This window comes from Methanobrevibacter sp. (assembly GCF_015062985.1).
Lineage (GTDB): Archaea > Methanobacteriota > Methanobacteria > Methanobacteriales > Methanobacteriaceae > Methanocatella.
Map to the genome: position 1 here is coordinate 1 of NZ_SUTI01000009.1, position 22410 is coordinate 22410.

Below are 22410 nucleotides of genomic sequence, written 5' to 3' on the forward strand. Positions count from 1 at the left end.
CCCGGACGGGAATTGAACCCGCGACCACGAGATTACAAGTCTCGCGCTCTACCAGACTGAGCCACCGAGGCAATATTGTAATATTATAGAACAATATAAATTATGTAAAAAATCATTTAAATACTTTACTATAAAACAGTTCTTTACTAAAAAATTTTAAATAATAAAAAATTATAATTAATAATCATGATAAATGAAAAAGAATTGTTGGACAATATTGATGAGACTCTAAAGAATATTAAGAAAAAAAATGCATTAACCCACTGCATAACCAATTCAGTTACCATAAACGATTGTGCCAATGCAGTTCTTGCAATTGGAGGCTCACCGTTCATGGCAGAAGATGCTGAAGAGCTAGAAGAAGTAGTGACAATAGCAGATGTTCTTGTAATCAACATTGGAAAATTGAGCAAGGAACAAATTAAATCAATGAATGTTAGTGCTGAAGTTGCCAACAAAACAAACACTCCAATAGTGCTTGATCCAGTAGGAGTTGGAGTTACAGACCTCAGGAATAAAACAACATTAAATTTAATTGAAAACTATAAAATTACAGCGATTCGTGGCAATATCAGTGAAATAAAAGCAATTGCGAAATTAGTTGGAGTCATTGATGAAAACAATACTGCAAAAGGTGTTGATGTCAATATTGATGATATCATTACCGAAGAAAATTTAAATGCAAATGGCGAACTTATCAAGGAGCTTGCAAAGAAATTAGATACCACTATCCTTGCAAGCGGACCTATTGACATTTTAAGTGACGGCGAAACCACAATTGCCATTGACAATGGAGATGATATGATGCCACTCATTACAGGCAGCGGATGCATGCTATCTTCAATAGTCGGAAGCTGCATTGGAGGTTCCGCGCCATTAGAAGGAAGTCTTGTTGCAATCTTGGCAATGAACATTGCAGGCGAAAAAGCAAGAGCAAAAGTAGATGAAAAAGATGAAGGAACCGGGTCATTTAGAGCATATCTAATTGATTATCTCTATAAAACCGATAGTGAAACTTTAGTAAATGAATCAAACATCAAGATATTATGAAAAATATAGACTTATCCCTCTACCTTGTCACCGATAAAAGTGATGATGTGGAAAAATTCCTAAAAACAATTGAAGAAGCAATAAAAGGCGGAGTCACTGTAGTTCAAATTAGAGAAAAAACCGCAGAAACTCTGGACTTTTATAATTTAGCACTTAAAGTTAAAGAAATTACAACAAAATATAATGTCCCATTAATTATCAACGACAGAGTTGATGTTGCACTGGCCATAGATGCTGATGGAGTTCATGTTGGACAATCAGACATGCCCTGTGACGTTACAAGAAAACTAATAGGAAACGATAAGATCTTGGGCGTTTCAGCTGCCACAATACCTGAAGCCAAAAAAGCTCAAGAAGATGGGGCAGACTATATCGGAACAGGCGCAGTATTTCCAACTGCAACAAAAGATGATGCGCCAAAAATAACAAAAAAAGATTTGAAGGAAATTGCAAACTCAATAGACATTCCTGTTGTTGCCATTGGCGGAATCAACTTAAACAATGTCAATGAATTAAAAGACACTGATATTGCAGGTATATCTGTCGTAAGTGCAATTATGAGTTCTGATAACCCTAAAAAATCTTCAGAAGAATTATTAAAAATTTTTAATCAATGATTCTTCTTTTTTTATTTATTTTAAAGTTAAAACTTATTCTTTACTGTTTTTTAAAGCTTCAACAGCGGCCAATTTTTTGCCGGCAAGCATACTAATGCAAGCTCCACCACCACTGCTCAAGTGGCTCATTTGATCTTCCAAACCAAGACCTGCAGTAGCTGCGGCAATATGTCCTCCACCAATCAATGAGAAACCGTTTGAGTTTGCCATCGCATTAATTAAGTCTTCGGTTCCCATTGCAAATTTAGGGTCTTCAAATACTCCTGCAGGACCATTAGCGAATATATATTTAGCATCCCTAATTTCATTTGCATACATCGCAATAGTCTTAACACCAATATCAAAAATAGCTTCGTTTGGAATTTCGCCTATATCTATGTCGACACGGTTTCCTTCGATTTCACAAGCCACGTCAATAGGATATTTGACTTTGTCTCCAAATCTTTCAATTAACTCTTTGGATTTTTCAACCATGTCCTTATATCCTCTGCCTGCTATGAAATCCTTATTTACCTGACCAATATCAACACCTGCAGCCCATAAAACAATATTTCCGACAATGCCTGTTGTTAAAATTGAATCGGCAGTACCGTTACTCAATACATTTTCCATAACCTCAATTGAGTCTTCCGGTTTCATACCTCCAAGCAAGAATACGCAAGGATGTTCGACATTATCCAATGCATTTTGAATAACAGTCAATTCCTCTTCCATTACACGACCTGCAGCGGAAGGAGTATTCACTGTAAAGCCTACAAGAGATGCTTGAGACCTGTGAGCTGCAGCAAATGCATCATTAACAAAATAATCAATTAATGGAGATAAATGTCTGACAAGTATGGTTTTTGACTGTTCCTCCGGAGTTCTGGAAAGAGTTTCTTCAGAGAAAAAACGCACATTTTCTAAAAGCAATATTTCATGAGGCTTTAAAGATTTGATTGCATCTTTTACAGCACTGGAAAATAATGAATCGATGTATTTTACCCTTAAGTTTAAAATATCAGATAAGGCTTCAGCATGCTGGGATAAGGTTGTGAAGTCTTTTTTACCAGGCCTGCTTTGATGTGCAAGAAGTACAACTTTAGCACCTTTATTTGATAGCTCCTTAACAGTTTTAGCATGTAATTTTAATCTTGTATCATCCAATATCATTCCAGAACTTGGATCAACTGGAGCGTTAATATCAATTCTAACAAGTACGGTTTTATCTTCAATATCAAAATCATCAATTGTGTTAAAATCTGCCATTTATCTCACTCAATTTTTATTTAATCATTATAATTTACTTACCAAATCAAGTAATGCGTCTTTTGGACTTTCTGCCTTAATGATTCCGGATGCAAGCAATACTCCATCTGCACCTAAATCCATAGCAGCTTTCATATCATCACCAGTTGTAATTCCAGCACCACATAAAACTTTAATATCCTTATTAATAGCTTTAACTTCTTTTACAGTATCTTCAACAACTTCTGGTTGTGCTTGAGATACAGGAATACCGGTACCAATGAGTTCAGGAGGTTCAACAGCAACAGCGACAGGGCCGATGGCTGCAACCGCTTTTGAAGTTTCTATATTATTAGTACAAACGCATGATTCAATTTCATATTGTTTACATAATTTAATTACCTCATCAATATCCGCCAATTTCATCCTGTTTTCTGAATGATTAATTAATGAACCGCTTATTCCGGCTTCAACTAAGGTATTAATTAAATTTGACCCAGTATGTCCTCCTGGAGAAATTGGATCGATGTGTTGAGCAAAAATAGGAAGTGATGTCTCTTCACTTATTCTGTAAATATCTGCTGCCTGAGGGGCTGCAACCATTTTTATTCCAGACTCATTCGCAGCGCTTTCTAAGTCATGTGCAAGGTTTAAAGCGTTTAAACCACTTGATTCCAAATAAGTTTTATAATTTAATATTACAATTGGTGTGTCCATAATAATCCCACAATAACTCTTAATATTATATTATTTGAATGACATTATTAAATAAATTTTTGATTAAATCTCTTAAGCAGGGAACTTTTTTTATAAAAATATGTATATATAACCAAAATCAAAACTTTAAATGATTTTATGTCATTTAATAAAAGCCAAATTGAAAAACTGGAAAAAAGTGGATATAGGTTTGTCGGCACACATGGCCATGCGGCTGTAAAAACCTGCCATTGGACCCGTCAAAGCATTGCAGACAAGGGCGTTTGTTATAAAGAAAAATTTTATGGAATCCAATCCCACAGATGCCTTCAGATGTCTCCGGCAGTTCCAAATTGCCAGCAGGAATGTGAATTCTGTTGGAGGGATTTAACATATACTCAGACAGAATGGGAAGATGAGGACTATGATGACCCTAAAACCATTGTAGATGAAGCTATCAAAGCACAAAATAATTTATTATGTGGCTTTTATGGAAATAAAAAAGCAAATAAGAAAAAACTGGAAGAAATTAAAAATCCGAACAATGCCGCGATTTCTCTTGCAGGAGAACCTACTCTTTATCCTAAAATTGATGAATTAATTGGAGAATTCAATCGCAGAGATTTTACAACATTTGTAGTAAGCAATGGGCAGTGTGTGGATAGATTAAGAAATCTTGAAAATGATCCTTACCAACTATATCTTTCCTTGGATGCTCCTAACGAGAAAATATTCAAAGAGGTATGCCGACCAAGAATAAGTGATGCTTGGAACAATTTAAATGAATCACTTGAAACATTAGCCAGTTTTAACTCACGCACATGCATAAGAAACACCTGCGTTAGGGGCAGAAACATGGAACAGCCTAAAAAATATGCTGAACTGATAAAAAAAGCAGACCCTAATTTTGTAGAAGTGAAAGCATATATGTGTGTCGGTTCTTCACGTGAACGCCTAACACTGGACAATATGCCTACATTTGATGAGGTTAAGGAATTTGCAAAAAAAATTGGTGATGAATGCGGTAAAGAATTAGTTAATGAATCTGAAATTAGTCGAGTTGTTCTGCTCGAATAGCAATTTTCTTGCCCATTTCAAATGCATTCTCTAAATCTTTTGGAAACCGTGTTTTACGAATATGTCTTCTCTCTTTTTCATCAAAAGCATCTGCAACATATTTTGAATAGTTTTTAAACTGATAAGTTTCATAAACATAAAGATGCTCAAGATCACCAAACATCCTTGCCAAACCCATTTCAAAGTGGTCATGAATGTCATGATAACCTATTTGATGTGAAATTTCTTCAGACGCATTCATAGTATAAATATAAGCTATCGGCATTTTCTTATGTTCTACAACTTCAGTTTTGCTATAAGAAACAAACGGAAATATGAATCGCTCTAAAAAGCATCTCATATTCCCAGTAACATCACTAAGGTAAATTGGAGAACCCAATATAATACCATCAGCTTGCACAATTTCTTCTAGAATAGGTTTTAAATCATCATTTTGAACACATCTGCCATAATGCTTCCCATTTTTTATCTTACATGCAAAACAGCTCTTACAACCATGGAACGGGAAATCATATAAGTTTACCCTTTCTGTTTCCGCATCAGGGAAAACTGATTTAGCACCTTCCAAAGCTTTATCCAACAACTGTGCAGTATTACATTTTGGTCTTGGAGAACCATTGATGGCAAAAAATTTCATTATGCTTCCCCTTGTTTTATCTGATTACAGAGGTCAACAGCCTTTTTAGCTGCTTTTTCCATTGAAGTTTCGTAAGGAATTCCAGCTTCCTCCAGAATTCTTTGTCCTTCTTTTTCATTAGTACCGGTTAATCTGATAACAATAGGAACATCACGTTTAACATTTTCCAAAGCTTTGATAACTCCACGAGCAACATCATCAGCTTTAGTGATTCCGCCCAAAACATTTAAAAATACAACTTTAACAGGATCATAGTTCAATACAATGTTTAAAGCCTGATTGATGATTTGTTCTGAAGCTCCACCACCGATATCCAAGAATGTTGCAGGTTCACCGCCATTAAGCTTGATCATGTCCATAGCAGTTAAGGTTAAGCCTGCACCGTTACCTATAACGGCAATATCACCATCTAATTGAACGAAATCAACTGCTTTTTTCTTATAATGCATTCTTTGAACCAAATCTTCATGCCTGTATAATGAATCGTTTTCAACAACTAATTTAGCATCAGCAGCGATTAGACCATCCGGTGTTAAAACTAACGGGTTAATTTCAGCAGTATCAGCATCATATTTGGTAAATACATTATACAATTTCCAAATTATCTGTCCCATAGGAGAAATCAAGTCAGATGAGACTCCCATTTTACGAGCAACCTCACGCGCTTCGTATGGTAAAAATTCAAGTAAAGGATTTGGATAGTATCTGATAATTTTTTCAGGGTTGGTTTTAGCCAAGTTTTCAATTTCAACCCCACCTTCTTTACTTGCTAAAATTACAGGTCTTCTAGCACCCCTATCAACTGAAACTGTTACAAAGAACTCATTTAAAATTTCAGCTTTTTCTTCAATCAATAAATGGTTTACTTTTTCACCTTTAATTTCCATTCCTAAAATTTCATCAGCCACTTTTAAAGCTTCACCAGGGTTATTTGCAAATTTAATACCTCCAGCTTTACCTCTGCCCCCAGTTAAAACTTGGGCTTTGACAGCAACAGGGACATTCATCTCTGAAGATATAGCCATAGCCTCTTCAGGATAATTTGCAACATGCCCTTCTAAAAGTGGAATGCCCTCCATTTCAAAAATTTGTTTTGCTACACTTTCAAAAAATCTCATTTTAACACCTATTCCGCTAGAGCATATCCTGCTTCAAAAGCACTGATATTTTTCTCTTCAGTTCCCTTAGGAACACTTGCTTCAATAGCTTTGATAGCGGCTTCTTTGGATATGACTCCAGTAATTTTTGTAATTGCTCCCACCATAACAATATTGGCTACAATTTTAAGACCAATTTCATCTGTAGCTGTTTTGGTAGCAGGAGCCTCATAAACCTTAATATTATGTTCTTCAATATAATCCTTAACGTCTTCAACATCTGTTGTTCCAGGATCAACAATTAAAGTTCCATTATCTTTTAAATCCACAATGTATTTGATTAGAGCTTCGTTAGACATTGCAACTAAAATATCTGGACTTTGAACTTTAGGATAATCAACTTTACTATCACTGATAACAACTTCACATTTGGAAGCTCCACCACGAGCTTCAGGACCATAAGATTGAGTTTGAACAGCTTCTTTACCGTCAAAAAGGCTTGCAGATTTACCTAAGATAATACCTGCAAGAATAATTCCTTGACCTCCAAATCCACAAATTCTGATTTCAGTTCTCATATTATCCACCTATAACTCTGTTTCATATGCGGAATTGATAAGAGTTTTCTTACCATATTTCTCCACACTAATCTTATCAATATTTTCTGTGAATTCATCTCTTTGAGTATTTGCAAATTCACCCACAACGATTTTACCTTCCAATTCTTTTGGTCTCATCCTATCTGCAGCTGATTTGAATACAGTATTTGCTTTCATGACAGCAGCCATTGCAGTAGGAGTTTTAAGTTTATTCTTACGACCGAAATAGGTTGGGCATTGGGTTGCAACTTCAATAAATGAAAATCCTGGGTTCTGTAGTCCTGCTTTAATGGAAAGAACTAAATTTTCAATTTGAACTGTTGTCCATCTTGCAGAATAGGTTGCACCAGCAGCCGCAACAAGTTCTGCTAATTTAAATGGAGCATCCTGATTACCGTAAGGAGCGGTAGTTCCGAAACTTCCCTTAGGAGATGTAGGACTAATTTGACCACCAGTCATTCCATAAATATTATTATTGATACAAATAACAGTTAAATTAATGTTTCTTCTAGCAGCGTGAATCAAATGATTACCACCAATGGAAGCGGCATCACCGTCACCGGTAAATACAACAACATCCAAATCTTTATTAGCTGTTTTTAAACCGGTTGCAAAGCTTAATGCTCTTCCGTGAGTAGTGTGTAAAGAATCACAATTCAAATATCCTGGAATTCTTGAAGAGCATCCTATTCCGGAAACCATTGCAATATTGTCAAAATCCATTTCCGCTTTTTCCATTGCAGCTAAAAATGCGTTGATAATAGCTCCATTTCCACAACCTGGGCAGAAAATGTGAGGCAATCTATCTTCTCTTAAATAAGAGAGAAATCTATTTTGTTTTCCTTCAGACATCTTAGTTTCCTCCTATTTCATCAATTTTCTCTAATATTTCATCAGGAGTTGGTAATAATCCTCCAATAACACCCAACAGATGAACGTTTTTATCTTTAACAACACGGTCAACTTCATAATACATTTGACCTAAATTCATCTCTACAACAATAACATCTTTAGCGTTTGCTGTCAATTCCTTAATTTGTTCTTCTGGGAACGGCCATGGAGTATCAATTTTAATGTAACCCACTTTCTTATCAGTTTTATTTACCGCTTCAACGACAGATCTTACAGGCCCTCCATAAGAAACAAGGACAATATCTGCATCTTCACAGTTTTCACTTCTTACTGAGCAAATTTTATCCCTATTATTTAAAACTTTATCACAAATTCTTTGGATAAGCTTATCATGGGTTTCAGGAGTGTTTGTATCCGGATATCCTCTTTCATCGTGAGTTAAACCGGTTACATGTATGTTAAATCCATCACCAAATGCCGGCATTGGAGTGGTTCCATTTTCAATATTTTCAAATGGCAAATAATCGTCAGTTTTTTCAGGTCTTTTCCTTGCGACAATTTCAATGTCATCATCTACAACAATTTTTTCCCTCATATGTCCAATTACTTCGTCAGCCATTACAAAAACAGGCACTCTGTATTGTTCAGCCAAATTGAACGCTTTTATTGTAAAATCAAAAAATTCCTGAACGCTAGATGGGGATAATGCTATTGGTTCATAATCTCCATGTGAACCCCAACGAGCTTGCATCATGTCTCCTTGTGCAGCCATGGTCGGCTGAGCAGTTGAAGGGGAACCTCTTTGAACATCCACTATTACAATTGGAGTTTCACTCATGAAGGCATATCCTATATTTTCCTGCATCAATGATATACCCGGTCCGGATGTTGCGGTCATTGCTTTAGCTCCACCCCATGAAGCACCAATAATAGCTCCTGCAGAAGCGATTTCATCTTCCATTTGAACAAAAGAGCCTCCAACTTTTGGTAATTCACGAGCTAAAGTTTCTGCAACTTCTGTGGAAGGAGTAATTGGATAACCTGCAAAAAATCTGCATCCTGCAGCTATCGCTCCTTTAGCACATGCTTCATTTCCTTGAATAAAAAATTCTTCAGCCATTTTCTAACACCTACTTTTTCCCCTTTGTGAAATTAGGATTGAAGTTAACATCATTGCCCTCTTTCATCCACCAGTTTTCAGGCAAATCTACTGTAATTGCTTGGTCAGGACATGCAATCTCGCAAGTACCACACTTAGTACAACGTTCTTCAAACTTGGTGAATGGTAATTGCACTCCTTTTTTGTTAATTTCAGGAGATATTGCATATACATTTTTATAACACATAAATAAACAGAGATGACATCCTTTACACAAATTTTCATCAATAATAATCAATTTTTAATCTCCTAATAATTCTATGATAAATAAATCTAGAATGTATTATATATATGTTAATAAGCATTTAAATATCTTATTAAAAATCGTGAATAATTCAAAAATTTTAAAATTATTGAAAAAATAAATATTAGAATATGAAAGAAATAACTACACCAATTTCAGATGATGATTTGGCTTCTCTTGAAGTGGGTGATCAAATCAGCATTTCCGGAACCATATACACCGGACGTGATGCCGCACTGCCCCAACTCGTTGACCTGATTAAAAAGGATGCCGTCCCTTTTGATTTGAATGGAGCGGTTATTATGCATACTGCATTTAGTGAAGCCGGAATTGCACCAACAACAAGCAATAAAGAAGAAATCGAATCAACAATCCCTATTTTAAGTGAAAATGGTGTTAAAATCCATATAGGTAAAGGAATGCTGGGCGATGAAACAATCCAATCACTGAAAGAAAACAACTCTATTTTTGTAATAACACCACCTGTTGCGGCATTACTTACAAGCAAAGTCTCTCAAAAAAAGTGTGTTTTATTTGAAAATGAGGGCATGGAAGCCATGTTTGAATTAAAAGTAGAAAAAATTCCTGGAATTGTAGCAATCCAGGATGGAAAAAGTATTTAAGAAAAAGACTTATTCGTCTTCTTCTTCATCGTCAGACTCTTCTCTTTTTTCGAATTCGTCTACGAAATTAACTTTTTTGATATCTTCAATATTATCCCAGATGTCTTTAGCTATTCTGAATCTTGCAAAGGTGATGTCCATGTAGGATTGTTGGTCGAATTTGGACATTTCATCTAATTTAATGTTTGCGACACCATCTTCTATGTTAATTTCAGTTTTGTCAATGTCGACATTAGGATTTGAGTAATGTAACTCAATCATACTTTTGATTTTTTCTGATTCATCATCAATGATTTCAGTTACTTCAACATCATAAATTAAGTCTTTTCCTGCTAATTCATGGTTGAAGTCAACTTTTACTCTTCCACCGTTTACGGTTAAGATTTTACCTGTTGCACCTTCAGATTGGATTTTCATACCTGGAACAGGAGTCATGCCTTGTCTTTTGAATTCTTTCATTGGCACTAACTGAATCATTTTAGGGTCTCTAGGACCGAATGCATCATCGGAATCAACTTCAACATGTTTGGTTTCTCCTTCTTCTAATCCAGTGATTGCTTCTTCAATAGCAGGTAATAAGTGATTTCCACCTACAACAATAGGAATTGGTTTGTAAGTTTTGTTTTCATCAAAAATTCCAGCTTCTTGTGCGATTTCATCATAAGTAGTATCGAATACTTCATCAGTTTCTTTTATTTTACCAGTAAAATTTACTCTTACAAAATCTCCGTTATCTATAGCCATAAAAATTACGCTCCTTAATAATTTTGATTAAATAATTTGTTAATAAATATAACATTAATAATTTTAGTAACCATTACTTATTAAAGTTTTGTTCAAAATACTTTTCAAATGCTCTTTGTAAAAAACTAATATAAATTAAAAATATATTATAAATCATGCAAAGGAGAGGTGCAGTTAACTTGCCCCTGCATGGAGGGCATCCGCCAAGATGGCTATTTACAAGAATGGTTGATTTATCTGGCGCCTTAGCTTCAGTTATCATTGAAGAATACAGCTTATCTGAGTTTTTAAACAGAATATCCAATCCCTACTGGTTTCAAGCTTTTTCATGTGTTTTGGGTTTTGATTGGCATTCATCCGGAACAACTACAACAACACTTGGGGCGCTGAAAGCATCTCTTAGCCCCGAAGAGCATGGAGTTTATCTGACTGGAGGAAAAGGGGCAAAATCAAGGAAAACCCCTGATGGAATAAAACATGCCGGAGAGGTATTCAACCTGAAAACAAAAACAATCGAAGAGCTAGTGGAGACAAGCAAATTATCCGCTAAAATAGACAACTCCTGCATCCAGGATGGATACACATTATACCAACACAACTTTTTTGTTACAGAAAAGGGTGATTGGGCAGTTGTCCAACAAGGATTGAATACGGAAAACAAATATGCAAGACGTTACCATTGGCTGGGATCAGAAGTCGAAAAACTATTAAATGACCCCCACAGCGGAATATCCTGTGATAAAAAAACACCAAACACGCTAAATATGTCTTCAAAAGACAGTGAAGAAGCTCAAAAAATAAGTGTCGATTTAATCAATGATAATCCAAATCATCTAAGACAATACTTTAAACGAAAAGATAATCAAATGCTTTTGGAAGATTTCACAATGCCTGAACATCATCCCGTCTTAGACATGGACATATCCGATAAGGAATTTGAAGTTTTAACAAAAGCTTATGAAATACAACCCGAAAACTATGAAGAATTGATTCTGCTTCAGGGAATTGGACCTAAAAAAATAAGAGCGCTTGCATTGATTTCTGATTTGGTTTATGGTGAGCCTGCAAGTTGGAAGGACCCCGTAAAATATAGTTTCACACATGGAGGAAAGGACGGTTTTCCATATCCCGTCGATAGGGAAGTTTACGATAATTCAATTCAAACAATAAGGGATGCGCTCGACCAAGCGAGAATAAAAAAAGATGAAAAATTAAAAGCCATCAAAAGATTGGATGACTTCATATCCTAACGATTCTCATTATGAATATTTACATTTTTTCCATGAGCTGTAGGTATGACCTCAAGAACCGGATTTTCGAATTCCAATTCGAATTCTTTGCCATCCATTAATAAATGTTGAAATACTGCAAGTGAAGATACTTCAGAATGAGGTTGGGTTGTGACTGACACGTTCCAATCAGCAGCCTTATAAACTTTTCCGGGAACTTTAGATCCTCCTACAACAATTAAAATGTCAGAACCATCTTCACGAACTTCAGGAGCGATTTCATGAGCTTGTGAACCATACATTGTTAAATGCACTACTTTTCCACCATCAGCTTTCCATTTGTTTATAACACCCATGTAACTTTCAGTGTACTCTATTTCAAAACTGCCTCCGAATCTTGAAGCGGTATCCCTTACATTATCCATTAACCTATTGTCCCTTTCACCTGCGAGATAAATTTTACTTGCTCCAAATGCTCGTGCAGTCAAACATACATGAGTTGTGATACGGGTATCTCTTTTGAGCCTGTGGTCTAACCTTAAAACATTAACATTCATATTATCAGTTATTAAATTAAACTACAAAATATAAATAATTTCTCAAAAAAATAGATGAGAAAAACCACATTAACCATCATTAACAAAAAAACAAAGCAATTCAAAAGACTATGAGTGATAACTAACTTCCAAAGGAATATTCGAAATATGTGGTAAATCTCACCATGACTACTTTTGAAAACACTTTCATATAAACTAATGCTTTTTAGAAGGATAATATTGATTTTAACTTATAAAAATTATTTAAATAAAGTATAAAGCAACCGCCATAAATAACAATGAAAATAAACGACCTACCTCATTACTCATTCCCAAAACATCACCATTTGCCAAAACAAAATTTCTTCTTGCAATAATGGCTATCATAAATCCTGAAACCATGGCACCCAAAACGCCAACGATGCCTACCAAACCACCTATTAACCATGCGATGCATGCGACAATTACGGTTGATGCGAAATAATTAAGAGCATTAGTCTCTTTTATAAAATAACTTCCGATTCCCGGGACCAATGGTTCTGATAATAATGCTGTAGTCAACAGAGAAGTTTTAGCTGCCATTTCACAGATTATAATCCCGACAACAAAATTATAATCCAAAATATTATATATTCCGGCAATAGTCAAACTTGAAACCAAAAATAATGTTGCAACACCTCCCGCACCAACAGAAGGATCTTTCATGACTTTGATTTTGCGCTCAGGAGTTCCGTGAACCATAACTCCATCAGCCATATCCATTACGCCATCCAAATGATTATAACCGGTGATGAGCATTAAAAATGCATATACGATAGCCGCTGTAAAAAATGAATTTAAATGCAGGAATTCTAAAGAGACATATCCGCAAATAGCTGCCAGAATACCTACAAACAAGTGTAAGAAAGGCCAAAACCATGTCAGTTTAGTCATGTATTCAATTGATGTGAAAATATTGATTGGCAAAATTGTTGAAAAAGTCAAAAGGCCTAAAATTGACCTGATTGGTGAAAATTCTTCATCTTCAAAGTAACTGTCATCTTCCATAATTATTCCTCTAATATTTTTGAAACGCAACCTGCAATCAAACCTGCAAATATATCATCAAGCATTGGCGGCAATCCATATATAATTCCAGGCTCTGCTTCAGCATACCTTTTAAAATTAAATGCTGCTTTTGTCCCGGCAATATAATTAGCAATGGCCAAGCCCAACACCTCATCCGTGTAAAAATGAACTGAATCATCGCCCATGTCAACTTCCCGGATCCTACTACCCGTTAAGTCCTGTTCAGTTCTCATTGCGGCAACCAATAATGTGACAACATTAATGTCAGTTAATGATTTAAGAATCTGGGCTTTCATTTTATCTTTAAGTTCTTGGGTAATCTCCACATCACTGACAAGCTCCAATCCGGCATCCACCAAATCCCCTATCAGAATGCCTTCAGACACAAAATAATCCAAAATTCCAAAGGTCAATTTTAATTTCTTGAATGCATCCTCCAGGCTAATCTCAATAGCTTCCTCCAGATGTGTTTTAAACTCATCGAAATCAATATCATCATATTCTGCATTATTGATGTCCAAATTATCATCAATGGATTCGGAAATATTGGCCAATACTGCTAAAAAATCATCAGTATTTAAAATATTTTGGATATGCAAAGGCAAAGCCCATTTAGCAAGGGTTTTGGCCTTGATGTTTGTAACAATCTTAAAAACTTTAAGCAAATCCTTTGGGGATAAGACCCTGTCAATATGAATAACATGACTCAGGTTTATTCGGGCATCTCCAAATCCCTTAGGTGAATTTGCCACCTTCAGATGCTGTGTAAAATCTTCTATTACAACATCATTAGTCATGAATGTGAAAATTGTTAAATCACCATAAGAATTTTCAAAATAATCCAGAGATTCACTGGCCTGTGCAATATAAGAACCCTGAGACCGATTGAATATTTCGGCTTTCTTTGCGGTAGGGCGAAATTCATTTTTGGCTTTAACTATATTGACGTTTTCTACAATATCAATCCCGTCACTTACCGTAAAATCACTAAATGCCAAAAAATGATTTGGATTATTGATACATATCCCATAATCCTTTTTGATGATATTCAAGTCCATGTGATAATATATATTAATTATTTAATTTAAATTTTATAATAATTAAGATAAAAGGACTTATCATTATGACAATTATTATTGACCCACAAGGAAGTGGAATAGCTGGAAATATGTTAATAGGTGCATTTGTTGATTTGGGAGCCGATGCAGATGAACTGAAAGAGATTATGGAAAAATCAGCTATCGAATTTGGAAAAGTGGAAGTGACATTTGAAAAGATATGCAAACATGGCATCGATTCTACATTCTGCCATGTTGAAATGCTTGAGAATAATCATTCAATTAATTATCCTAAGTTTATTGAAAAAATCAAAAGTCTTGATTTGAATGATAATGTTAAAAAGACTTCCATTAAAGTTTTTGAAAGAATTGCAAAAGCAGAAAGCAAAGTTCATGGAAAAACATTAGATACAATTCATTTTCACGAAGTTGGAGCCAGTGATGCAGTTGCTGATGTGATAGGTTCAATTTCTGCATATTATAGTCTTGGATTGGATAATCAAAAAATAATAGGTCTTCCAATAGCTGTCGGAGGGGGAAATATCAAAACTGCTCATGGAGTTCTTCCCGTCCCGGCACCGGCGGTTGTTGAAATTCTAAAAGATGCAAACATGGTTGGAGGGCCAGTTGACAGCGAACTTGCAACACCTACGGGGGCCGCAATTTATATGGAATTGTGTGATGAAATAAAAGAATTTATCCCATTGATAAAAGCTAAGAAAGTAGGTTATGGAGCTGGAAAAAAAGATTTCGAACATCCAAATGTTTTAAGGATTATTGAAAGCTCCGATATGGCTGAAAGTGACAATATCGATGTTATCGAAACAAATATCGATCACCTGACCGGTGAAGAGATAGGCTATCTGTTTGACAAGCTCCTTGACAATGGTGCAAGCGATGTTTCGATTACACCAATCATAATGAAGAAAAACCGGCAAGGAAGCCTTTTAAAAGTGATAACAAGAGAAAAGAATAGGGAAAAATTAATTGAAATCATCTTCAAAGAAACCGGGAGTCTGGGAATTCGCATTGCAACAAATATGCATAGAGGAATAGCCAAAAGAGAATTTGAGAAAAAAACCTACGAAATAAATGGTAAAAACTACGAAGTGACATTTAAAATTGGATATGTCAACGGTGAAATAATCTCAAACAGGCCGGAATATGAAGATTTGAAAAGAATAGCAAGTGAAACAGAATTGCCATTGAGAAAAATAAAAGAGATGATTAAATGAAAAAGGCCATTTCTTTACTGTCCGGAGGTCTTGATTGTACCGTTGCAACTAGCGTTTATGATAATGAATACGAAATTTATGCAATAACCTTTAATTATGGTCAGAAAAGTTTTGAAAGGGAATTACGGGCTTCAAAAGAAATTTGCAATAAGATGAATTGGACTCATGAAGTCATTGAACTTCCCTGGTTATCACAAATCAGCAATTCCAGCCTAACAACATCTGAAGAAATACCTGAACTAACAGAGAAAGATCTGGACAATATGGAAAAAAGTGAAGAAAGCGCAAAAAGCGTTTGGGTTCCTGCCAGAAATACTGTTTTTACATCGATTGCATTATCCTATGCAGAAAGCATTGGTGCGGAAATAATCATTGTTGGATGGAATTGTGAAGAAGGCATGACCTTTCCAGACAATTCAAAGGAATATTTAGAAAAATTTAATGAATTAATTGGCGTTGGTTCGCCTGATAATATTAAAATTGAAGCACCAGCCATTAATTTGAATAAAGAGGAAATAGTTGAAATGGGACTTAGGTTTGGTGCTCCAATGGAATTGAGTTACTCCTGCTATAAAGGGGGAGACAAACAATGCGGAGTCTGTGAAAGCTGCATGAGACGAAAAAGAGCTTTCAAAAACTTAGGAATAGCGGATAAAAGCGAATATGAAAATTAATCATATTCATTTAAGTCTTCTTTCCAATTTTCATCGTCCAAACTCATATTTTCCCTTACGCGCATGCTTGCACGAGAAATGGAGGAATATAATCTGTCAACACCCTGTGAAGATTTTTCATAATTAGCTACACGGGATCTTGCAATTCCAATACTTCCCGCTTCGGCATATGAATCAATATCTGCGCCAAGGAATATGAACTCCCAATTATGATTATCAATCATGTTTTTGATTTGGGATTTGGAAAATTCAACAGAAGCATTCTCCAATCCATCTGTCATTATGACAAATAAGACATTATTATCAACCTCCTTATCGAGGGTTGTTATTGTTTTTCCTATTGCATCCAAAAGGGCAGTTGTTCCTCTAACAAAGTATTCTTCTTTTGTTAATTTTTTAACATCCATGATGGATTTTCTTTTATATAAAACCTCATATTTGTCATCAAAGAGAATAGTAGTCACATTTGTTTTTAACTCATTTTTCCTTTCCTTTTCAATGAAAGAATTGAAACCACCAATGGTATCCTCTTCGGAACCATACATGGACCCGCTCCTATCGATTAAAAAAACCAGATCAAGGCTCTTGTCTTGAACTAACTCATTCATGTTCTCACATCCTGCAAATTTTGTGCTAAAAAAGTTTTGGTAATAAGTTGTTAATAACTTACACACAATATATTAACATTACATAGTATATAAACATTTCGATGAAATGAAAAAAGAAAAAAGATTATTATAATATTTAAACCAGCGCCAGATAATCTATAAAGACGCCCTTTTCTGACTTCCGGATTAATGCATTCGATAATTTCCTTTTGGTTTAATTGCCTTAAAACATTAGAAGTTTGATTCTGTGATATTCCACCATCATAAGCTATTCAATTGGCATCTTTACATCTTACCAAAAGTCTTGATAACTTTTATCCTATAAGAAAAATTATTAACAAATTCTAAATCATCATTTTCCATGGAAACATCACCAGGACTATTTAAACCATCACAACAGCAACATCCCGATTATATCGAATCAAACAAGTTTAGCTCCGCAATTAGTGCAGAATTTAGAATCACTTTCACAGGCATTTCCACAATTTTGACAATATATCACATTATCATCCTTTAAAGGAGCTTCTTTAACTTCTTCATTTGGTTTTGATTTTCCATTAATGACCGGTGCTGAATAAAAATCCTTTTGATTTTGTATTTCAACAATCAAATCATTCATATTAGCTATCCTTTTTGAATCGGAAGGATGTGTTGAAAAGAAATCATGTTCATTAGAATTTTGAGCTGACATTGACTGCCAAAATTCAGGAATATGCGAAATGTCATAACCTGCCCAATATATAATCATCATTCCTAATCTATCCGCTTCAAGTTCCTGGTCCCTGCCCCACGGATTCAACAACAAATATTGGGATCCCATGCTGGCAACATTTGTAGCAGCCCTTGTTAAGTTACCAAGTGCTCCTAAACCGAAAAGATCCATTGCAATACTGCCCACCCATGCGGCAGAGGTTATTGCACTCTGAGCATTTTGAGCACTAGCTCTTGTTCTTGAATGATCCAAAAGAGCGTGAGCCATTTCATGACCTAAAATAAAGGCGACTTTTTCTTCAGTATTTGCAACGGAAAGAATGCCTGAAAACATTACAATTTTACCACCAGGCATGCAAAAAGCATTGACAGTATTACTTGCAACTAAATGAAAATCCCAATCATAATAATCCTCAACATAATCTAGCCTGCCAATCTTGGCCAGATACCCCTGAACTGCATTAATCAGATTGACTGCAACATTTCTAACTACCTGACCCTGAGGAGTATCATCTATAAGTTGTGATTGCCTAATCACATTATAATATTCAGCATAAGATTGCTGCAAAAACTTGTCATCATCAACAATGTCAAAATGCTTTTTACCTGTGAATGGGTTAACACCACTCCTATCATTCTTTGCCATAATTAATAGTATATTAAAAACAACATATTTAAATTATGTTCAATAATACTTTTAAATTATGAATAATGAAAAGTCACTATAAAAAGTGAATGATACACACCTGAATTATATATCACAATGACTAAAATCTTAAAGATATATATAATTTAAATTATAAATATTAAATCATAACAGTTCAAAATATATCTGTTTAAAAACATTATTTAAATAAATCATTTAAATATAATTTTTAAATTTGGGTGTGGAATTAAAAATGAAAAGATCAAAAAAACTAATTATAGCTATTCTTATTGTCATTATTTTTGGATTAGTGGCTTTCATATTAGGAACGCTATTCAGCGGTCCTGATTTAACACAAGAAGATAAGGATATATTAGTATTAGCTTCGGATAAATATGAGCAGTCCAATGGGGGAGTTGACATGGCTTTCATGATTCATTTAGAAAATGGAACCTTAATGAAGTATACTCCTATTTATCCAGGTGGAATGTCACATCCTTCAAAGGCTGCGCCCGGAGGCCTAGGCGGTAACATGATGATGCACGATTGTCTTTGGGATGGTTTGGATGTAGGTATGCAAAATGCTAAAGAAATTGTAGAACTAAATACAGGCATGCATGCTGATGCAGTAGTTGTTGTTTATGATGAAGGTGTAGACCATATTATTGATTCCATCAGACCACTTAAAGTTGATGGTGAAGTAACAAACCTTAGTGCAACTGATATTATCCGTGAAAACGATGCATATAACGGTTACCCTGGTAACGAACATGTTCAAGGAAATATGTCCAGGGCAGATGCAGTTATGGTGCTTGCTAAAGCACTTGCAAATGCAACTAAAGACCCAGTTAAGAAAAGTACTTTAGTAAATGCTGCATTACAAGAATACTCTAACGGAAATATCGTAATGCAACCAACTGGATCATTTACAAAATTACTCGCCACTAAAGGTATAGAAAACATTTAAATCTTTAAAGAATCATATTCTTTAAAGAACTTTTTTTATTTAATTAAACAAGTATAATGGCTGTTTAATATTGTTTAAGGATATTTGAAACAAGTACTTGTCTTTTTAGAATAACAGTTATTACAGCTTTGACAAATAGCAGTACCTTCTCCGTTTGCTTTCCAATCTGCTAAAAAGTCTGCTTGAGCAACAAATGGTTTTGACATTGAAATGAATTCAACGTTTGAATTATTTAACACATCATTAATTTTATCCATTTCACGTAAAGACCCGCCCAAAACAACAGGAATGTCAACTGCATCAATCAAATCATCAACATAAACTAAGAATGGATGTTTTACTCCTTTGTCATAAATCTGTGAAATTGTACGGGCGGTTAGCTGGAGGCTATCGGCACCTGCTTTTTCAAGTTCCTTAGCAATAGCTATACTCTCATCAGCTGTTATTCCCCCTTTTCTGACATCCCAAGGATTGATTCTGCAGCTTACATGCATATCCATAGTCTTTTTAATAACCTTAATTATTTCTGATGAAATTCTTACACGGTTTTCTGTATTTCCACCATATTTATCATCCCTTTGATTAAAATATGGATTCATGAATCTTGCAAGATAAAAATTATTACCCATATTAATTTGAATACCGTCAAAGCCTGCAAATGAGAATTTTTTGGCAGCCATTATAACTTCTGCCTGCAATTTTCTTATCCCTTCCTGTGAAATGTCATTGGCTTCAACCTTTTGGTTTTCACCGTCATCATAGTAAAAAAATGCCAATTGCCCTAAAATAGGAACATCATATTTGTGAGCAATGTCAGTAATCATCTGATAATCCTTAATAAATCCCCTATAGTTTAAATTTGCAGAATATGGGAAAAATCTATCCTTATGGTCAAGTGCAAAGATTTCTGAAACAATTAAACCAGTTCCACTACTTGAAATGTCTTCATACCTATCATAAATTGCCGGACTTAAAAATCCTCCATCTTCTGTTTCGGTTTCCCAAGTACCGGTCCTAACAATTCTACTGTTTAATTTCAGATTACCAAACTGACATTCATCAAAAATATCCTTCATAATATCACACATCTCTTATAATGATATTAATTAAACAAATTAATAAATTTAAGGAAAAAACAAATTAAAAAATAATTTTTATGTTAGATAATATTTAATTAAAAAAAAGATAAAAAAGGTAATCTATTTGATTACCATTAAAGTATCGCCTGCACTGACCGCATCACCAGGTTCTACGAAGATTTCTTTTACAACACCGTCCACCTCGGACTGAATATCATTTTCCATCTTCATAGCTTCAATGACACATATTGTGGATCCTGCAGTAACTTTATCTCCAACATTAACGTTGAGTTTGATTACCATACCTTGCATGGATGAAGTCACTCCACCTTCAACAGGTTTGAAGTTTCCTTTATCCCCTTCTTCAATTTCCATGAATCCTGTAGGCATGATTTTAACTTCATACATGTCTCCATCGACTTCAACATTATACTGTGTTGGAATTCCAATTGCTTCATCATCAGTGAATGCATGAGGCGGTTTGAGTTCTTCTTCTTCAGCCTCTCCTTTAAGGAATTTTGGAGCGATTGGAGGATATAAAGCATAAGTTAATGCATCTTCATCAGATTTAACAAATCCTTTTTCCATACCTTCAGATTTGAATTTGTCAAATTCAGGTTCCAATAAATCTGCTGGTCTGCAGGTAATAACCTCTTCATCACCAATGATTCTTTTGGAAATTTTTTCATCTACTGGTGCTGGCGGTTTACCATACATTCCTTTCATGTATTCTTTAACCTCATTAGATACGGTTTTGTATCTTTCGCCACCTAAAACATTCATTACGGATTGAATTCCAACAATTTGGCTTGTTGGAGTTACAAGAGGTGGGTATCCCATATCTTTTCTAACACGAGGCATTTCTTCCAATACATCATTATATCTGTCTAGTGCATTTTGCTCTTTAAGTTGTGAAATAAGATTTGAAAGCATTCCACCCGGAATTTGGTATAATAATACATCAGCGTCAATACTTGTAGAAATAGGATCAAGAATACCTAAATATTTTTCTTTAATATCATCAAAGTATTTTTTAATATTTGTTAATACTTTTAAATCAAGGCCTGTGTCAAATTCTGTGCCTTGTAAACCTGCAACCATACTTTCAGTTGGTGGTTGACTTGTTCCCCATGCGAGAGGTGAAATTGCAGTATCCAAAATATCTACACCCGCTTGACATGCAGCATAATAGCTGATAGGAGTCATACCACTAGTACAATGACAGTGTAAATCTACAAGCAAGTCAGTTTCTTCTTTTAATGCTAAAACTAAATCATAAGCTGCTTTAGGAGTAATTAAACCAGCCATGTCCTTAATTGCTACAGAATCACAATCAAGTGCTTCAAGATTTTTCGCTAAATCGACGAAATCTTCTAAAGTATGAACCGGACTTATAGTATAACTTATAGTTCCTTGAACATGAGCCCCTTGCTCTTTAGCTACTTTAATAGCCTTTTCCATATTCCTAATATCGTTTAAAGCATCAAAAACTCTAAAGATATCTACACCGTTTTCATAGGATTTCTCTACAAATTTTGTCACAACATCATCAGGATAATGTTTATAACCAACTAAGTTCTGTCCCCTTAAAAGCATTTGTATGGGAGTTTTATTAAATTCAGATTTTAATTGTCTTAATCTTTCCCATGGATCTTCATTTAAGTATCTGATACATGTGTCAAAAGTAGCTCCTCCCCAAGCTTCAACTGAAAAATAACCAACTTTATCCATTTCTTCCGCAATAGGAATCATGTCCCTTGTCCTCATCCTAGTTGCGAGTAATGATTGGTGAGCATCCCGAAGTGCTGTTTCTGTGATTCTTACTTTTGCCATTAATTTACACCTCTTTCAAATTCTTTTATAAATAATCATAAAATATCCAACTATAATATATGTTTTTTGTATTATATAAATTATACCAAATAACAAAATGAATATAATTTTCAGGAAAAAACAAATAAAAAAAAAAAGCTAAGA

Annotated in this window: 24 protein-coding genes; 8 read left to right on the top strand and 16 right to left on the bottom strand. The window is 34.8% G+C overall.

Going from position 1 to position 22410, the window contains the following annotated elements:
* The first annotated feature begins 186 nt into the window (after nt 1–186).
* Nucleotides 187–1050, top strand: a complete 864-nt coding sequence (gene thiM / locus E7Z77_RS05400; protein ID WP_292751070.1) for a hydroxyethylthiazole kinase — start codon at nt 187–189, stop codon at nt 1048–1050.
* Nucleotides 1047–1667 (top strand): thiamine phosphate synthase, encoded by a 621-nt coding sequence (thiE, locus tag E7Z77_RS05405; RefSeq protein WP_292751072.1) that lies wholly within the window; start codon nt 1047–1049, stop codon nt 1665–1667. Before thiM ends, thiE begins: the two co-directional genes overlap by 4 nt.
* Before the next feature lie 33 nt (nt 1668–1700).
* Here the strand turns inward: thiE and E7Z77_RS05410 are convergent, their stop codons facing one another.
* A complete protein-coding gene (locus tag E7Z77_RS05410) occupies nt 1701–2915 on the bottom strand; it encodes a phosphoglycerate kinase (protein WP_292751075.1) in 1215 nt (404 codons plus the stop codon).
* Between the two features lie 27 nt (nt 2916–2942).
* A complete protein-coding gene (tpiA, locus tag E7Z77_RS05415) occupies nt 2943–3611 on the bottom strand; it encodes a triose-phosphate isomerase (protein ID WP_292751078.1) in 669 nt (222 codons plus the stop codon).
* A 138-nt stretch (nt 3612–3749) separates the two neighbouring features.
* Between tpiA and twy1 the strand changes: the two genes are divergently transcribed.
* On the top strand, nt 3750–4667 hold the full coding sequence (twy1, locus tag E7Z77_RS05420; RefSeq protein ID WP_292751081.1) for a 4-demethylwyosine synthase TYW1: 918 nt from the start codon (nt 3750–3752) through the stop codon (nt 4665–4667).
* On the opposite strand, the gene E7Z77_RS05425 is transcribed toward twy1, so the two are convergent.
* The 6 genes from E7Z77_RS05425 to E7Z77_RS05450 are packed head-to-tail and all read right to left on the bottom strand — an operon-like array spanning nt 4642 to nt 9249.
* Nucleotides 4642–5304: a flavodoxin family protein gene (locus tag E7Z77_RS05425; RefSeq protein ID WP_292751084.1), complete on the bottom strand. Its 663-nt coding sequence runs from the start codon at nt 5302–5304 to the stop codon at nt 4642–4644. The two genes, twy1 and E7Z77_RS05425, sit on opposite strands and share 26 nt — an antisense overlap.
* The gene (gene sucC, locus E7Z77_RS05430; protein WP_292751086.1) at nt 5304–6422 is read right to left on the bottom strand and encodes an ADP-forming succinate--CoA ligase subunit beta; all 1119 of its coding nucleotides are present in this window, start codon (nt 6420–6422) and stop codon (nt 5304–5306) included. Before sucC ends, E7Z77_RS05425 begins: the two co-directional genes overlap by 1 nt.
* Before the next feature lie 8 nt (nt 6423–6430).
* Complete coding sequence (locus tag E7Z77_RS05435) at nt 6431–6979, bottom strand: 2-oxoacid:ferredoxin oxidoreductase subunit gamma (RefSeq protein ID WP_292751089.1); 549 nt, start codon at nt 6977–6979, stop codon at nt 6431–6433.
* A gap of 9 nt (nt 6980–6988) precedes the next feature.
* Nucleotides 6989–7852, bottom strand: coding sequence for a 2-oxoacid:ferredoxin oxidoreductase subunit beta (locus E7Z77_RS05440; RefSeq protein ID WP_292751092.1), 864 nt, complete (start codon nt 7850–7852; stop codon nt 6989–6991).
* A 1-nt stretch (nt 7853) separates the two neighbouring features.
* On the bottom strand, nt 7854–8972 hold the full coding sequence (locus E7Z77_RS05445) for a 2-oxoacid:acceptor oxidoreductase subunit alpha (protein ID WP_292751096.1): 1119 nt from the start codon (nt 8970–8972) through the stop codon (nt 7854–7856).
* A gap of 10 nt (nt 8973–8982) precedes the next feature.
* Entirely contained in the window at nt 8983–9249 is a 267-nt protein-coding gene (locus E7Z77_RS05450) for a ferredoxin family protein (RefSeq protein ID WP_292751099.1), read from the bottom strand.
* Nucleotides 9250–9386: 137 nt separating this feature from the next.
* Between E7Z77_RS05450 and E7Z77_RS05455 the strand changes: the two genes are divergently transcribed.
* The gene (locus E7Z77_RS05455; RefSeq protein WP_292751102.1) at nt 9387–9878 is read left to right on the top strand and encodes a fumarate hydratase C-terminal domain-containing protein; all 492 of its coding nucleotides are present in this window, start codon (nt 9387–9389) and stop codon (nt 9876–9878) included.
* Nucleotides 9879–9887: 9 nt separating this feature from the next.
* On the opposite strand, the gene E7Z77_RS05460 is transcribed toward E7Z77_RS05455, so the two are convergent.
* Entirely contained in the window at nt 9888–10622 is a 735-nt protein-coding gene (locus tag E7Z77_RS05460; RefSeq protein WP_292751105.1) for a peptidylprolyl isomerase, read from the bottom strand.
* Nucleotides 10623–10777: 155 nt separating this feature from the next.
* Here E7Z77_RS05460 and E7Z77_RS05465 point away from each other — a divergent pair, with 155 nt between their 5' ends.
* Entirely contained in the window at nt 10778–11872 is a 1095-nt protein-coding gene (locus tag E7Z77_RS05465; RefSeq protein WP_292751108.1) for a DUF763 domain-containing protein, read from the top strand.
* Here the strand turns inward: E7Z77_RS05465 and E7Z77_RS05470 are convergent.
* From E7Z77_RS05470 to E7Z77_RS05480, 3 genes are all read right to left on the bottom strand, one after another.
* Nucleotides 11869–12408, bottom strand: a complete 540-nt coding sequence (locus E7Z77_RS05470; RefSeq protein ID WP_292751111.1) for a tRNA (cytidine(56)-2'-O)-methyltransferase — start codon at nt 12406–12408, stop codon at nt 11869–11871. The two genes, E7Z77_RS05465 and E7Z77_RS05470, sit on opposite strands and share 4 nt — an antisense overlap.
* A 243-nt stretch (nt 12409–12651) precedes the next feature.
* On the bottom strand, nt 12652–13434 hold the full coding sequence (cobS, locus tag E7Z77_RS05475) for an adenosylcobinamide-GDP ribazoletransferase (protein ID WP_292751114.1): 783 nt from the start codon (nt 13432–13434) through the stop codon (nt 12652–12654).
* 2 nt (nt 13435–13436) lie between these two features.
* Nucleotides 13437–14513 (bottom strand): phosphatidylglycerophosphatase A, encoded by a 1077-nt coding sequence (locus E7Z77_RS05480; protein WP_292751117.1) that lies wholly within the window; start codon nt 14511–14513, stop codon nt 13437–13439.
* Nucleotides 14514–14578: 65 nt separating this feature from the next.
* Here E7Z77_RS05480 and larC point away from each other — a divergent pair, with 65 nt between their 5' ends.
* Nucleotides 14579–15748: a nickel pincer cofactor biosynthesis protein LarC gene (gene larC, locus E7Z77_RS05485; RefSeq protein WP_292751120.1), complete on the top strand. Its 1170-nt coding sequence runs from the start codon at nt 14579–14581 to the stop codon at nt 15746–15748.
* Nucleotides 15745–16422 (top strand): 7-cyano-7-deazaguanine synthase QueC, encoded by a 678-nt coding sequence (gene queC, locus E7Z77_RS05490; protein WP_292751123.1) that lies wholly within the window; start codon nt 15745–15747, stop codon nt 16420–16422. Before larC ends, queC begins: the two co-directional genes overlap by 4 nt.
* On the opposite strand, the gene E7Z77_RS05495 is transcribed toward queC, so the two are convergent.
* Nucleotides 16419–17030, bottom strand: a complete 612-nt coding sequence (locus tag E7Z77_RS05495) for a vWA domain-containing protein (protein WP_292751126.1) — start codon at nt 17028–17030, stop codon at nt 16419–16421. The genes queC and E7Z77_RS05495 overlap by 4 nt on opposite strands.
* A gap of 421 nt (nt 17031–17451) precedes the next feature.
* Nucleotides 17452–18387 (bottom strand): M48 family metalloprotease, encoded by a 936-nt coding sequence (locus tag E7Z77_RS05500; protein ID WP_292751129.1) that lies wholly within the window; start codon nt 18385–18387, stop codon nt 17452–17454.
* Nucleotides 18388–18640: 253 nt separating this feature from the next.
* Here E7Z77_RS05500 and E7Z77_RS05505 point away from each other — a divergent pair, with 253 nt between their 5' ends.
* Nucleotides 18641–19354 (top strand): DUF4012 domain-containing protein, encoded by a 714-nt coding sequence (locus E7Z77_RS05505; RefSeq protein WP_292751132.1) that lies wholly within the window; start codon nt 18641–18643, stop codon nt 19352–19354.
* A 74-nt stretch (nt 19355–19428) separates the two neighbouring features.
* On the opposite strand, the gene E7Z77_RS05510 is transcribed toward E7Z77_RS05505, so the two are convergent.
* Entirely contained in the window at nt 19429–20430 is a 1002-nt protein-coding gene (locus tag E7Z77_RS05510; RefSeq protein WP_292751135.1) for an NADH-dependent flavin oxidoreductase, read from the bottom strand.
* 123 nt (nt 20431–20553) lie between these two features.
* Nucleotides 20554–22266: a sodium-extruding oxaloacetate decarboxylase subunit alpha gene (oadA, locus tag E7Z77_RS05515; protein ID WP_292751138.1), complete on the bottom strand. Its 1713-nt coding sequence runs from the start codon at nt 22264–22266 to the stop codon at nt 20554–20556.
* Between the last annotated feature and the right edge of the window lie 144 nt (nt 22267–22410).

Bases quoted from the DNA above. Each gene is read 5' to 3' on its own strand.
- thiM (WP_292751070.1), top strand. From the start codon at position 187: ATGATAAATGAAAAAGAATTGTTGGACAATATTGATGAGACTCTAAAG.
- thiE (WP_292751072.1), top strand. From the start codon at position 1,047: ATGAAAAATATAGACTTATCCCTCTACCTTGTCACCGATAAAAGTGAT.
- E7Z77_RS05410 (WP_292751075.1), bottom strand. From the start codon at position 2,915: ATGGCAGATTTTAACACAATTGATGATTTTGATATTGAAGATAAAACC.
- tpiA (WP_292751078.1), bottom strand. From the start codon at position 3,611: ATGGACACACCAATTGTAATATTAAATTATAAAACTTATTTGGAATCA.
- twy1 (WP_292751081.1), top strand. From the start codon at position 3,750: ATGTCATTTAATAAAAGCCAAATTGAAAAACTGGAAAAAAGTGGATAT.
- E7Z77_RS05425 (WP_292751084.1), bottom strand. From the start codon at position 5,304: ATGAAATTTTTTGCCATCAATGGTTCTCCAAGACCAAAATGTAATACT.
- sucC (WP_292751086.1), bottom strand. From the start codon at position 6,422: ATGAGATTTTTTGAAAGTGTAGCAAAACAAATTTTTGAAATGGAGGGC.
- E7Z77_RS05435 (WP_292751089.1), bottom strand. From the start codon at position 6,979: ATGAGAACTGAAATCAGAATTTGTGGATTTGGAGGTCAAGGAATTATT.
- E7Z77_RS05440 (WP_292751092.1), bottom strand. From the start codon at position 7,852: ATGTCTGAAGGAAAACAAAATAGATTTCTCTCTTATTTAAGAGAAGAT.
- E7Z77_RS05445 (WP_292751096.1), bottom strand. From the start codon at position 8,972: ATGGCTGAAGAATTTTTTATTCAAGGAAATGAAGCATGTGCTAAAGGA.
- E7Z77_RS05455 (WP_292751102.1), top strand. From the start codon at position 9,387: ATGAAAGAAATAACTACACCAATTTCAGATGATGATTTGGCTTCTCTT.
- E7Z77_RS05460 (WP_292751105.1), bottom strand. From the start codon at position 10,622: ATGGCTATAGATAACGGAGATTTTGTAAGAGTAAATTTTACTGGTAAA.
- E7Z77_RS05465 (WP_292751108.1), top strand. From the start codon at position 10,778: ATGCAAAGGAGAGGTGCAGTTAACTTGCCCCTGCATGGAGGGCATCCG.
- E7Z77_RS05470 (WP_292751111.1), bottom strand. From the start codon at position 12,408: ATGAATGTTAATGTTTTAAGGTTAGACCACAGGCTCAAAAGAGATACC.
- cobS (WP_292751114.1), bottom strand. From the start codon at position 13,434: ATGGAAGATGACAGTTACTTTGAAGATGAAGAATTTTCACCAATCAGG.
- E7Z77_RS05480 (WP_292751117.1), bottom strand. From the start codon at position 14,513: ATGGACTTGAATATCATCAAAAAGGATTATGGGATATGTATCAATAAT.
- larC (WP_292751120.1), top strand. From the start codon at position 14,579: ATGACAATTATTATTGACCCACAAGGAAGTGGAATAGCTGGAAATATG.
- queC (WP_292751123.1), top strand. From the start codon at position 15,745: ATGAAAAAGGCCATTTCTTTACTGTCCGGAGGTCTTGATTGTACCGTT.
- E7Z77_RS05495 (WP_292751126.1), bottom strand. From the start codon at position 17,030: ATGAATGAGTTAGTTCAAGACAAGAGCCTTGATCTGGTTTTTTTAATC.
- E7Z77_RS05500 (WP_292751129.1), bottom strand. From the start codon at position 18,387: ATGGCAAAGAATGATAGGAGTGGTGTTAACCCATTCACAGGTAAAAAG.
- E7Z77_RS05505 (WP_292751132.1), top strand. From the start codon at position 18,641: ATGAAAAGATCAAAAAAACTAATTATAGCTATTCTTATTGTCATTATT.
- E7Z77_RS05510 (WP_292751135.1), bottom strand. From the start codon at position 20,430: ATGAAGGATATTTTTGATGAATGTCAGTTTGGTAATCTGAAATTAAAC.
- oadA (WP_292751138.1), bottom strand. From the start codon at position 22,266: ATGGCAAAAGTAAGAATCACAGAAACAGCACTTCGGGATGCTCACCAA.